Origin of the sequence: Specibacter sp. AOP5-B1-6, assembly GCF_052376555.1 — a bacterium.
In the GTDB taxonomy this organism is placed as follows: Bacteria; Actinomycetota; Actinomycetes; order Actinomycetales; family Micrococcaceae; genus Specibacter.
Window position 1 is genome coordinate 1 of record NZ_JBQSVT010000066.1, and the last position, 11,798, is coordinate 11,798.

Genomic DNA, 11,798 nt, shown 5'->3' on the forward strand with positions numbered 1-11,798 from the left:
GCCTCCCTGCCCAGACCCGGTGGACTCACGTATTTGGTGCCCAGGCACCATCGACCGTGTAGGTGGCACCCGGGCGCACCTCGACAGCTCCCCAGCCGATGGCAGGTGCCTGCCTGCCCCAGTCAATCGCGGCATCCAGATCAGGCACGTCGATCACAAAAGTGCCGCCGAGCTGCTCCTTGGTGTCGGCGAACGGGCCGTCCTGCACGTGCAGGGCACCGTCCGCCATGGTCAGCGTCGTGGTGTTCGACGACTGCTGGAGCACCTCGGCCCCAATCAGGACCCCGGCCCGCTGGAGGGTTTCGGCGTAGCTGCTGAACGCGCGCTGTCCTTCCGCGATCACCTCCGCGCCCAATGAGGCGGCGTCCACCTCCGGATAATGCAGTAACAGTGTGTAGCGCATGGCTAATTCTCCTTCATTCCTGTCCCACCGTCCATGAACGACGGCGGATTCCGCACCTGAGCGTGTGCCCCGCACGTGCACAGTGATGACGACTGAGCGCCATCCTGATCGACACCCTGCGCACAAATCGTCCAACCGGCGCAGTGGCGCCGCCATCACGGCCGGCTGGCGGGACTCGTGCCGCCCGGCCGTGATGGCCGGGACTAAAAAATTGTTTTGCCTGCCCCGGTACTGCGGAATTACGCTGGACGCATGGTTCGTGGAAATGATCCGGTTGTCGTTGTGGGCGCTGGCGTCAGCGGCCTCACCAGTGCTGTGTGCCTGGCCGAAGCCGGGCGTGAGGTGCTCGTCTGGACGTCGGAATACCCGTCGGATACGACCTCGGCAGTGGCAGGTGCCATGTGGGGCCCGTCGTTTCAGGAACCCGCAGCCAAGACGCTGGAATGGACGGCACGTTCCCTTGCCGACTTCCGGAAGCTGGCACTGGACCCGGCGTCCGGTGTCCGAATGGCCCCGGTCCTGACCGCCGGCGACGTGCCGGCAGCAACGGGAGCCAAGCTGCCTCCCCCGGTGGGTCTTATTCCGGATCTGCGTCCCTGCACCGCAGCCGAACTTCCACACGGTTTCAGCGCCGGATTCCACTCGACCATGCCGATTGTCGACATGCCCCGCTATCTTGCGTATTTGCTGCTGCGGCTGGAACGGGCAGGCGGAACGGTGGAGCTTCGCAAAGTTGGCAGCCTTGCCGAGGCGGCCGTGGTTGCACCGGTTGTTCTCAACTGCTCGGGGCTCGGTGCCCGGGAGTTGGCCCGGGATGGCAGCATGACGGCGGTGTTTGGCCAGCACGTGGTGCTGGAGAATCCCGGGCTCGACACAGTCTTCATGGAATTGACCGCCGGTTCGGAATTGACAAGCTACGTCCCGCATCGCTACCGGGTGGTGTGCGGCGGCGTCAGCATCCCCGGCCGCCTGAGCGGCAGGCCCGACCCCGACATCTCCCAGCGGATTCTGAAACGCTGCAGGCGGGCCGAAGCACGCCTCAACGACGCCGCCGTGGTCGACGTCATAGCCGGGCTGCGCCCCGGGCGCCCGTCGGTGCGTGTGGAAGTGGAACGCTTGGACAATGCCCTGTGCGTGCACAATTACGGGCATGGTGGAAGTGGTGTCAGCCTGTCGTGGGGCTGCGCCCGCGAGGCTGCCACGCTCGCCCTCGCCTGACGCATGAATGCCAGCGCGCATCAGGGCAGCCATCCGCGCATCCGGCATTCCGGCATCGTGGCGTCCTGGATTCGGCCGTCGTCAGCGGTGCATGGGCTCGACGACAGCCCCCTCGGCCGGCAGTCCTGCCACCTGGTCAAGGGTTCCCGGTGAACCACGGCGCCATTCGCGGAAGTTCCTGAACTCGATTGGCAGGCCCCGGGCAAGGTGGATGTCTTGACTGTCCATGGCCTGGATGTGCACATGCGGTTGGGTCGAGTTGCCGGAGTTGCCGGAGTTGCCGCACGCCGCAAGCTGCTGGCCGGCCACCACCTGCTCGCCAACCCTGGCCCGAATGGTGCCTGAGCGGAGATGGACGAGGGCCACAAACACGCTGCTGGCGCTGGCGCGCAGCTCCATGATGACGTAGTTCCCCGCCACGGCCGCCACGCCCTGCCTGAGGCGGGACCGTTGGCCCAGCATGTAGGGCACCAGGGCCAACTGCGACCTGCGCGCCGGGTGGTCCTCTTCGCCGTCGTGGTTTTCAACCACAACTGCATCGCCAGGTGCCAGGATGGGCCGGCCGAAGGCGAAGAAGCGTTCGGGCGGCTCGGTGGCGAGCATCGTCCGCCAATCGCGCAGGGGCGCGCTCCGGTGTGCGTCGTCGACGCCGACGAAGTCGATGGCGTGGCTCTGGGCCAGCAGCTCGGTGCCGTGGCTGGGGACTCGTCGAAGGGGGCTGTTTTGAGCCAGCCACTTCCCGTTGAACGGCAGCAGGAGCCGGACGGGGGCGCTTGGCCGTGGCATTGACGTTACCTGCCGCCTTCGAGCTTCCGGCTGCGCTGCTCCCGCGCCTTGGGACCATAAGGGTAGACGCCCAGTTGCGGCTCACTGGCCGCCGTGAGGCGTTGAATCTCCCCCTTGGAGAGCTCCAGCTCCGCGGCGGCAAGGTTGTCTGCCAGTTGTTTGATGGTGCGGGCACCCAGGATGACAGAGGTGACTGCGGGGCGGCTGGAAACCCAGGCCAGTGCAACCTGGGAAGAGTTGGCACCATGGTCCGCGGCGATGTCCGCCACGGTCCCCAGCACATCCCAGGTGCGGGGGTTGTCGTTGCGTTCCCGCCAGGCCTCCATGCCGCGGGCCGGGTTCTCCCCCAGGCGCGTGGCCCCTGTCGGCGGTTCGTCCCGCTTGTACTTGCCCGTCAGCCAGCCCCCGCCCAACGGCGACCAGGGCAGCAGGCCGATTCCTGCATCAAGGGCTGCCGGCACAATTTCCGACTCGATCTCCCGCACCAGCAGGCTGTATTGGGGTTGGAGGGTGACAGGCATGTTCCAGCCGTGGGCGCGGGCCACATGGACGGCCTTTGTCAGCTGCCAGCCCAGGAAATTGGAGAAGCCATAATAAGCAATCTTGCCGCAGCTGACGGCATCGTGGAGGAAGCGCAGCGTCTCCTCCAGGGGCGTGATGGGATCCCAGGCGTGCATTTGGTACAGGTCGATCTGCTCAACCCCCAGCCGGCGCAGCGAATCATCCAAGGCGCGGGTCAAATGGCGGCGGGACGTTCCGACGTCGTTCGGGGACGTGCCCATGGGAAAGCGGCCCTTGCTGGCCAGCACGACGCTGTCCCGGGCATCCGGCCGCTTCTTCAGCCACCGGCCGATGATCTCCTCGGACGCGCCGGCCGTGTAGACGTCCGCGGTGTCGAGGAAGTTGCCCCCGGCAGCCACATAGCCGTCAAGGATGGCATGGGAGGTTTCCTCGGTGGCCTCCGCCCCGAAGGTCATGGTGCCCAGTGCGTAGTTTGAAACCACGGCGCCGCTGTTGCCCAAAGTGCGATATTCCAAGACGTGCCCCATTCCTTGACGTGTGCGGGCCGCTGTGGCTGCCCACATCCCACCCTAGAACCTTGGCCCGGCCTGCGCGAGGGGCCGGAGCGGGGGGCCCGCCCGACGGATGGGGCATCACAGCCCTACAGAAGCGTTGCCACGCGGCGGACGCCCTGGGCGATCTGGGCAATGGAAGCGGCACTGTAGGAGAGCCTGATGTACGGGGCGGGAGGTTCGTCCACATAGAACTGCTTCCCGTCGCCGATGAGCACCCCCGCATCCTGGGCGGCTGCGGTCAGCGACGTCGAGTCAGTTCCTGCAGGCAATTTCACCCACAGGTGGATGCCGCCGGTCGGAATGATCTCCACCCGTGCGCCGGGCATCGAGGATTGCACTTCGGCGACCATGGCGTCGCGCCGTTCGCGCAGTCCCGTCCGCAGCCGCTTAAGGTGGCGCGGCCAGGCGGTGGAGGCCAGCAGCCCGAGCGCGATCTCCTGGGTCAGCGCCGGAACGCACATGTCGTCGGCGATGCGGGCTGTGCGCAGGCGCTCGCCGGCGGGCCCCCGCGCGGCAATGGCGCCCACGCGAAGACCCGGGGCAGCCGGCTTGCTGAGGGTTGCGATCGAGACCACGTGCCCGTCTGGGTCCTGCGTGAACAGCGGCGCAGGCGCCGTGCCCTCAAGGGACAGGTGCCGGGCCCAGTCGTCCTCAATGATGAACGCGCCGTGGCGTTTGGCCAGTTCCAAGACCTCCACCCGCCGCCCGGGGCTGAGGACGGACCCCGTGGGGTTGGCGTAGTTCGGCTGCAGATAGATGAGCTGGGCGTGTGTTCGTTCGAGCGCGTCGGCGAGTTTGTCGGGCCGGATCCCGTCGGCGTCCGCGGGCACGGCAGCAAGATTCAGGCCGGCGGCTTGGGCGGCGAATGCTGCCCCCGGATAGCTGGGGCTTTCGGTGATCAGCGTCGACCCGGGATCGGCGAGGGTGCGCATGGCAAACACCAGGGACTGCTGCCCGCCGGGCATGATGAGCATGTCGCCGGCATCGGCGCCGAGCCCGGCGGCGAAGGCGCTGCGCAGTTCCGGCAGCCCCATGGGCGGTGCCATCGTCCAGGCCCGGTGGCTTTTGGCGCACCGGGCGCCGAGCGTGCGCAGTTCATCGAAGGGCTGGAGCTCGGGCGCCAGATAGCCCCAGGAGAGCTGGACGTGGTCGGCGGTCCCCTTCGCCCCGGGCCGGCCGGCGCGGCTCTGGTCCGCCCGGACTGGATCGACGCGGGAGCGTCCCAGCGTTGATGACTGCCACGCATAGTCCGGCTCCTGCGCCACGTCCCGCCCGGCCCCGTCCCACCCGGCCACAAAGGTGCCGCGGCCGGGTTCGGCCCGCACAACGCCGAGGGCCGTGAGCGAGGTGATCGCCGCGGTGATCGTCACCGGGCTCGCGCCATACGTTTTCGACAGCGTCCTGACTGGGGGCAGCTTGTCCCCCGGCTGCATGGCGCCTGCCTGGAGCTGAAGAAGCGCGGCAATCTCGGAAGCTCTGTTATCACTGGTCACGCTCATATTAGATAGCGTTACTTATTCCTCGTCAAGATTGTTACCCTCGGTTGCGGATGCCGCCGGAAGGAAAGGGCCCGGCACTTCCGTCCGGGCTTCGCATGACGTGCTGGCGCCTGGCCTGCCAGGGCCTGTCTTGTTGGGGCCTCGGCCTGACGCACGACGGCGGGACGTGCGGCGGCGGGACGTGCCTTGAGTTCCAGCGGCAGGCGGCTCACGCCGTCGTACCCACAATTTCCCGCTGCCCCTGCCCGCTGTCACCCTTTCCAGTGCCACCCTGCCCGCTGTCATCCTGCCCATTGCCCACTCCGGCCGCGGGTGGGCGGCGGCCGGTCCGGGTGGCGCCGATGCCGGCGGCGATGACAAGGACGATCCCGGCCAGCGCGGCAGGGCGCGGCATTTGGCCAAGCACGGTCAGTCCGACGGTCAGGGCGATGGCCGGTTCCAGGCACATCAGGGTCCCGAACGCGGCCGTCGTCAACCGGCGCAGGGCCAGCAGTTCCAGGCTGAAGGGGATGACGGGCAGCAGCAGAGCCAGGGCGAATCCAATGAGCACGAGCTGCCAGTCGAGCCTTCCGACAATGCCGGGGCCGACCACGAAGGTGGCGGCGATCGCGGCCACAGGGAGGGATATCGCCAAGGCGCTGAGGCCCGACACGGCGTCGCCGGCCCGCTGGGTGAGCAGGACGTAGCCCGCCCAGCAGGCGGCGGCGCCGAGGGCAAAGAACACGCCGGTCGGGTCGGTTGCACCGTGCCACGGCTCGGTCAGTCCAAGCACGCCGGCCGCGGCAACAAGCGCCCACCACCGGGCGGTTCCCCTGCCTTGAATGACGGCGATGGACAGCGGGCCGAGGAATTCCAGGGCACTTGCCGTGCCGAGCGGAATCCTCTCCACGGCGAGCATGAAGCACAGCGTCATGCCTGCCGTGGCCACACCGAGCAGCGCGCACATGCCCAGCGCCGCCCTGCTGAAGCGGATCTTCCAGGGCCGGGCAATCGCCACGATGATGATGGCGGCCCAGGCCAGCCGCAGCCAGCCAACACCCTCGGCCCCCAGACGGCCTGTCAAACCGACGGACGCGGCGAGTCCGAGCTGCACGCAGCACATCGCGGCAAAGGCCATGATCGTGCCTGCACCTGCTGTGTGCTTCACCGGCACGGGCATGGGAGTTGTGGAGACGGAGTTCATGACTCCAGTAGACAACGCCAACTTCCTTCATGTCCACGTGAGAATCCATAACATATTGTTCAGAAATCATGCACAATTGATTTCATGGACACACGGAGGCTGCAATACCTGCATGAGCTGTCCCGCACGGGTTCTATGCGGGCTGTCGCCGAGCTGTTGGGTGCGACTACGTCAACCGTCTCCCAGCAGCTCGCCCTGCTCGCCAAAGAGACCGGGGCGCAGTTATTGGAAGCCGACGGACGCGGCGTCCGGCTGACCCCTGCGGGGCTCCGGCTGTCCCAGCACGCCGGGACGATCCTCGCCGCCGTCGAGGCCGCGCGGCAGGATCTGGATCCCACAGCCGAACCGTCGGGCACCCTGCGCGTGGCCGGGTTCGCCAGCGCGATCCGCAAGACCTTGATGCCTGTCATCGGCGAACTCGCACGGAACCATCCAAAGGTGAAGATCACCGTGCTCGAGCACGAGCCGGCGGACGCCTTGGCGATGCTGGCCGTCGACGCCGTCGACCTGGCACTCACGTATGACTACAACCTCGCACCGGACGACGCCGGGCCCGGCATTGAGGCGAGCCAGCTGTGGACAACTCCTTGGGGGCTTGGGGTGCCGACTGCAGCGGCAGCGGAGCTCGCCCCGGCGGGAGGACGCGCCGATGCAGTCCAGGTCTTTGCTGCCTTCCGGGACCAAGACTGGATTGGAAACTCCCGCAACACCGCCGACGAGACGGTGCTGCGCACCATCGCCTCGATGGCCGGCTTCGAGCCCGCCCTGCGGCACCAGTCGGACAGCCTGGATTTGGTCGAGGACCTCATTTTGGCCGGGCTGGGTGTTGGGCTGCTCCCCGTCGAGCGGCGCGGCCGTGCGGGTATCACCATTCTTCCCCTCCACAGTCCCGGGGTGCAGCTGCGCGCCTACGCCAGGACGAGGCAGGGCCGCAGTGCCTGGCCCGCCCTGGCGCTGGTCCTCAGCCTGCTTCGGGACGCGGCTGCACTGCAGCTGCTGCATTACAAACGGACGTAGGCCCAGTTCTGCCATTGCCGCTGGGCAAGGTGGACGACGGCGGACGGTACGGTGCCAACCCCGGGAAGGAGGCTGTCGTGATCAAGCGCCGCGGACCGCAGACTGTTTTCACAGGCCAGGACGGCAATGCCGCGTTGCAGGACCTCCCGGACCGGCCCGGAGAGCCCGCCGTCGACGGCGAGCCCGGTGACGGACGCCCCTTGAATCACGATTTCAATGGATGCGCCAGGCAATGCCGCGGCCGCATTCTGGGCGCTGCGAAAAACACCCGCCACCTGTTCACCGCTCGCACCGAATCCGTGCATCAGCAGTCCCGGACGGGCATCGTTGCGCTCAACCATGGAGCTGTCCTTTCGATTGAACTTTTAAGCTTGGCAATGGCGGAGGCTGCCATATCCCGCCGGACAGAGTTGCCGTCGTCGTTTCGGCCCGGGCGGGGCCAGCCCCACCAGTTACGATTGGACAAGCTTACCGCCGGGTGCCGGCCGCCCGGTTCACCACTTTCGAATGAGGACGCCACCATCACTTTTTCAGCCATGATTCCCGTCGACGTCATCATCATTGCCGCGATGGACTCGGAGATCGCCCCGTTTCTGGAACGGGCCACGGCCCTCAGCGAACCATTGCAGCTTGGCACGGCAGTGCACCGGACCGGGCTCATCAACGGCCGCAACGCGCTCTTTGTGCGTGGTGGCATCGGCTTGGTCAATGCGGCCGGGGCAGCCACCTCAGCCTTGTTGCTGGCGGCCGGAGACGGTGCACCCTTGGTGCTCAGCGTCGGCAGTGCAGGCGGATTGGGCGGTTCCGTCCGCGTGGGCGACGTGGTGGTGGGCACCGATGCGGTCAACGCCGATGCCGATGCCCGCGCCCTTGGCTACAAGCGCGGCCAGGTGCCGGGCATGCCCGCCTCCTACCCGGTCCCACAAGCACTGGCAGCGGCCAGCATCGACGGCATACCCGCCCGGCGCAAGGCACAGACGGTGCACCATGGTTTGGTCGTTTCCACCTACGCATTTGTGGGTCAGGAACGGGCAGTGGTGATCAAGGAGCACTTTGCCGAGGTGTTGGCGGCTGACATGGAGTCCTCGGCAATCGCGCAGATCTGCCACGCCCACAAGGCGCATTTCCTGGCCATCCGCGGCATCTCGGACCTTTGCGGCCCGGCGTCCGAGGCTGATTTCACAACCCACGTCGACGACGCAGCGGAACGGTCGGCGGAAATTGCCGTTTCAGTGCTGGAGACATGGTTTGCCGCCAGCGAGTCCCGTTTGCCTGCGGCGTCCGTCGGTTCCTGAAAGGGTTCAGTCCCTGGGCCGGCTGTCCTGCTCTTCGACGTAGGTTTCGCCCTCGGCATCCGTATGGATGAGCAGCTTGGGATCGTTTTGTTCCTGCCCGGATGCCTCAGCGCGTGCGGTGGGCGGATCATCAATGGCGGAACGTTCCGCGTCGCCCAGCACCGCGCCCAGCCCTTGCGAGTCGTCGCTCGTCCCGCCGGGAGGGATCGCTTCACCATTCCCCCTGGCAGTGGCGGCCTCGCCGGGTACGCTTTGGTTTAGGCTGGCGTAGGTGTGCGAGCCGCGGTGTTGCCAACTGACGTGAACCCGCACCGAACCATCGTCGGCATGGTCCACCTTCGTCACGATCTCTGCGGCTGGCGCACCCATCTCACCCAGCTTTTGCTGGTACGAACCAGTCAGTTCGGCCAGACTTTCCTCTGTCCACTCGCCGGGTTGCATCCGGGTGGAGATCTCCACCGGTTCGCCATTTACTTGTGACATTGCAATCTCCCATCATTGGTGCCAACTGAATTTTTGGTTGCCCCTGAGGCTTGACATCAAGCGTGAACTGTCAGGAATTCCTGAGTGCGTCGATCAATTGTTGTTTCCGCAGGTTCGAATATCCGGTGTGTCCGATTTCCTTGGCTTTCCCCCGGAGCTGGTCCACCGTCCACTCGTCGTAGGACTCGGACTTGCCGCCTTTGCGGCCGACCGCCGAACGGCCTTTTTTCGCCGCCGCGTTTGAAATCCGTGCTGCCTTCTGCTCCGATGCGCCGTCGTCCCGCAGCGCCTCGTACATCTCCGGATCCTTTATGCTTGGGTTCTTTTTCTCTGGCATGTCCACACTCCCCATTCGTCGTTGACATCAACCGGTGGCTGAATTGCTGCAGCTGCGTTCCCCACGCTAGAGGCGTCGTAACGTGGACGCAAGGCCCTGCCCGAGCCACACACTCTTCTCTCCCGCTCCACGGGCGCGACGGCGGTGCCGGTGCCGGGCGCCTTGTGGCGTCCAGCACCAAACCTGCCAGGCAAGAGCCGATGGCTAGCTGTCCTCCACCGTGCGACGATGCGCCGGCGCATGGGACGCTGAGGGGTCCACGTCCACCGGGTCCTGCGGCACTCGATCTTCCTGCGCTTGACCCTGCACCGCACGGCCCTCCCGCGGCTGCTCCTGCGCCTGTTCCTGCTCCTGCGCCTGTTCCTGCGGCGCTTGGCCCTCCCGCACGCGCTCTTCGCGCGGCTGTTCCCCATCGACGGGTTCGTGCTCCCCATTGCCACGGACCGGGCGTTCCTGACGTCCGGACTGCGGGGCGTTTACATCAGGATCCAGCATGTCCGCCTCGTGCAGTTTCGCCTGTGAAGCTGATGCCTCGGTGGCGGCCTGAGCGCGCTGGCGTTCGGCCTCAAGCTTCAATCGTTCGGCTTCCACCGCGGCCTGCTCAGCATCGGCAGCCTGCCGATCAGCCGCAACCTGCCGCTCACGGGCATCGAGCGCGGCGCCCTTGCCCTCGTCGCGCAATTTGGCGGCCTGCCGGCGCTCTTGCTCCTTTTGTTCTTCGGCCAACCGACGACGCCGCTTGGTGCCGATTGCCAGTAAAATCCCGACAATGGCCAAAACGACGACGATCGCGACAATTACCCAAATCAAAGTTGTGGTGTCCATGACAATCCATCTCCCATCGTTGCGGTCAAGATAGCTCACACGAGCCGGCACTGCCCAGACTGAATACTGCAGCGCGGCTGTTCCCATCATGCACCGTCAACACGCGATTGCACAGCAGCTGATGCAATCCGGGGCTGTGAGGGCTTAAAAAACAGCCGTAATTTACTGTTTCGCGGGTTTCCGGGTCGAAGGGGCGGGGGCACTTCCCCTCCCGGCAGAAACAGTGCACGCGAAAACGTGCAGCTGCTCCCGGCGCAGCCGCGTGTTTCCTGCATTGTGCGGTCGTTGCCGATGTGAAGAGTCGCTGTGCATGGTCATTGTGCACAGGACTGCCACTGGATACGGTGATGGGATGGGCGACACTACTATCTACACGGTTGGACATTCCACGCATCCAATAGATGAATTCATTGGACTGTTGAAAGCACACGGGGTGAAGAAACTGGTGGACGTCCGGACGATTCCCAAATCCAGGCACAATCCACAGTTCATGGAGGACGCGCTGGCTGGCAGCTTGCGGGCTGCGGGCCTTACTTACCGCAGGGCTGAATCGCTTGGCGGCTTGCGCCATGTACGCAAGGACAGTCTCAATGGCGGCTGGCGCAACAAGTCGTTTCAGGGGTATGCCGACTACATGCAAACGTCGGAGTTTTCGGAGGCCGTTGACAACCTCGTGGCCCGGGGAAAGCACAGCGACCTGGTGATCATGTGCGCGGAAGCTGTGCCGTGGCGCTGCCACCGTTCCATGATCGGCGACGCCTTGTTGGTGCGGGGCGTCACGGTGCTGGACATCATGACCGAAAAGAACGCAACTGCCCATGTCTTGCGGTCCTTCGCCCGAGTTGACCACACAAACATCACTTATCCGCCCGAACCGGCAGGCCAAGGCACGCCCCAAAAGTAGGCCCCTCCATCCAACCGTCGAAGTTTGGTTTCCTCAACCATGGCCGCGCCGGGCGATTCGCGGGTAGAGGTAAAGTCCGCAGATGAGCCCGACCGCGAAGGCCAAGGCGACAATGATGGCGCTGAAGCTTCCCACGACCACATAGAAGATCAACGTTGTGGTGCCGGTAATCAACAGCCCGACCAGGACCAGGACGGCCTTTATTATCCGGTGTCCGGCGGCGACCACCTTGTCTTTTTGACGCAGTCTAAATAGTTGGCGGTGCAAGGACACGGGCAAGAGCATCAAGCAGGTTGTCCCAGCTGCGATGATCACCAGAACCAAATAAATGGTGAGCGCGGTCGAGTCCAGGTCGGCAAAACGGCTCTGGAAGGGCAACGTCAACAGGAATCCCGCAATAATTTGCACGCCTGTTTGCATGACGCGCAGTTCCTGCAGGACGTCATCCCAATTGCGGTCCTGCTGTTCATTGGGTGTCTCGTCGCGCCCTGTTGACGCGCTCCCAACTTCCTGCCCATCGGCCTGCTGGGAATCCATCGTTTCCTCTTTCAGTTGAAGTCTCGTCAATCCGCATCCGCGCCCGTCATCTTCTCCACGGTGGCGGCGTCTCCTTGGCCCCACCCTAATTGAGCTCCTCCGCATTGAATAGCAGTTGAAAATGATTCGCACCTGCCATGCCACCTGGGGCACAGCAGTTTGACTCCCCAGACATCGCTCCTGCACACCACGGCAGCGGACATGCAGGAGGGACTTCCCGAGCATTTCCCGCCTG

General features: G+C 65.4%; 14 protein-coding genes. 4 read left to right on the plus strand and 10 right to left on the minus strand.

Annotated features, from left to right (window positions below; genetic code table 11):
* Nucleotides 1–25: 25 nt before the first annotated feature.
* Nucleotides 26–403 (minus strand): YciI family protein, encoded by a 378-nt coding sequence (locus tag ACT3TS_RS18885; protein WP_444533074.1) that lies wholly within the window; start codon nucleotides 401–403, stop codon nucleotides 26–28.
* Between the two features lie 252 nt (nucleotides 404–655).
* Between ACT3TS_RS18885 and ACT3TS_RS18890 the strand changes: the two genes are divergently transcribed.
* Nucleotides 656–1,621 carry an FAD-dependent oxidoreductase gene (locus tag ACT3TS_RS18890; protein WP_444533075.1) on the plus strand — a complete coding sequence of 322 codons (966 nt, stop codon included), beginning with the start codon at nucleotides 656–658 and terminating at the stop codon, nucleotides 1,619–1,621.
* Between the two features lie 81 nt (nucleotides 1,622–1,702).
* Here the strand turns inward: ACT3TS_RS18890 and ACT3TS_RS18895 are convergent, their stop codons facing one another.
* From ACT3TS_RS18895 to ACT3TS_RS18910, 4 genes are all read right to left on the minus strand, one after another.
* Complete coding sequence (locus tag ACT3TS_RS18895) at nucleotides 1,703–2,407, minus strand: M23 family metallopeptidase (protein ID WP_444533076.1); 705 nt, start codon at nucleotides 2,405–2,407, stop codon at nucleotides 1,703–1,705.
* A 5-nt stretch (nucleotides 2,408–2,412) separates the two neighbouring features.
* A complete protein-coding gene (locus ACT3TS_RS18900; RefSeq protein WP_444533077.1) occupies nucleotides 2,413–3,444 on the minus strand; it encodes an aldo/keto reductase in 1,032 nt (343 codons plus the stop codon).
* Between the two features lie 125 nt (nucleotides 3,445–3,569).
* The gene (locus ACT3TS_RS18905; RefSeq protein ID WP_444533078.1) at nucleotides 3,570–4,976 is read right to left on the minus strand and encodes an aminotransferase-like domain-containing protein; all 1,407 of its coding nucleotides are present in this window, start codon (nucleotides 4,974–4,976) and stop codon (nucleotides 3,570–3,572) included.
* Between the two features lie 214 nt (nucleotides 4,977–5,190).
* Nucleotides 5,191–6,180, minus strand: a complete 990-nt coding sequence (locus tag ACT3TS_RS18910) for an EamA family transporter (protein WP_444533079.1) — start codon at nucleotides 6,178–6,180, stop codon at nucleotides 5,191–5,193.
* Between the two features lie 69 nt (nucleotides 6,181–6,249).
* On the opposite strand from ACT3TS_RS18910, the gene ACT3TS_RS18915 reads away from it, so the two are divergent.
* Nucleotides 6,250–7,182 carry a LysR family transcriptional regulator gene (locus ACT3TS_RS18915; protein WP_444533080.1) on the plus strand — a complete coding sequence of 311 codons (933 nt, stop codon included), beginning with the start codon at nucleotides 6,250–6,252 and terminating at the stop codon, nucleotides 7,180–7,182.
* Here ACT3TS_RS18915 and ACT3TS_RS18920 read toward each other — a convergent pair.
* Nucleotides 7,167–7,523 (minus strand): DsrE family protein, encoded by a 357-nt coding sequence (locus ACT3TS_RS18920; protein ID WP_444533081.1) that lies wholly within the window; start codon nucleotides 7,521–7,523, stop codon nucleotides 7,167–7,169. The genes ACT3TS_RS18915 and ACT3TS_RS18920 overlap by 16 nt on opposite strands.
* 195 nt (nucleotides 7,524–7,718) lie before the next feature.
* Here ACT3TS_RS18920 and mtnN point away from each other — a divergent pair, with 195 nt between their 5' ends.
* A complete protein-coding gene (mtnN, locus tag ACT3TS_RS18925) occupies nucleotides 7,719–8,477 on the plus strand; it encodes a 5'-methylthioadenosine/S-adenosylhomocysteine nucleosidase (RefSeq protein WP_444533082.1) in 759 nt (252 codons plus the stop codon).
* A gap of 6 nt (nucleotides 8,478–8,483) precedes the next feature.
* On the opposite strand, the gene ACT3TS_RS18930 is transcribed toward mtnN, so the two are convergent.
* The 3 genes from ACT3TS_RS18930 to ACT3TS_RS18940 all read right to left on the minus strand — a co-directional run bounded on the left by ACT3TS_RS18930 (nucleotide 8,484) and on the right by ACT3TS_RS18940 (nucleotide 10,122).
* Entirely contained in the window at nucleotides 8,484–8,960 is a 477-nt protein-coding gene (locus ACT3TS_RS18930; protein WP_444533083.1) for a hypothetical protein, read from the minus strand.
* A gap of 70 nt (nucleotides 8,961–9,030) precedes the next feature.
* A complete protein-coding gene (locus ACT3TS_RS18935; RefSeq protein WP_444533084.1) occupies nucleotides 9,031–9,297 on the minus strand; it encodes a DUF7218 family protein in 267 nt (88 codons plus the stop codon).
* A 204-nt stretch (nucleotides 9,298–9,501) separates the two neighbouring features.
* The gene (locus ACT3TS_RS18940; protein WP_444533085.1) at nucleotides 9,502–10,122 is read right to left on the minus strand and encodes a hypothetical protein; all 621 of its coding nucleotides are present in this window, start codon (nucleotides 10,120–10,122) and stop codon (nucleotides 9,502–9,504) included.
* A 352-nt stretch (nucleotides 10,123–10,474) separates the two neighbouring features.
* On the opposite strand from ACT3TS_RS18940, the gene ACT3TS_RS18945 reads away from it, so the two are divergent.
* Nucleotides 10,475–11,026: a DUF488 domain-containing protein gene (locus tag ACT3TS_RS18945; RefSeq protein WP_444533086.1), complete on the plus strand. Its 552-nt coding sequence runs from the start codon at nucleotides 10,475–10,477 to the stop codon at nucleotides 11,024–11,026.
* Between the two features lie 33 nt (nucleotides 11,027–11,059).
* On the opposite strand, the gene ACT3TS_RS18950 is transcribed toward ACT3TS_RS18945, so the two are convergent.
* Nucleotides 11,060–11,563, minus strand: coding sequence for a DUF6328 family protein (locus ACT3TS_RS18950; RefSeq protein ID WP_444533087.1), 504 nt, complete (start codon nucleotides 11,561–11,563; stop codon nucleotides 11,060–11,062).
* Nucleotides 11,564–11,798: the final 235 nt, after the last annotated feature.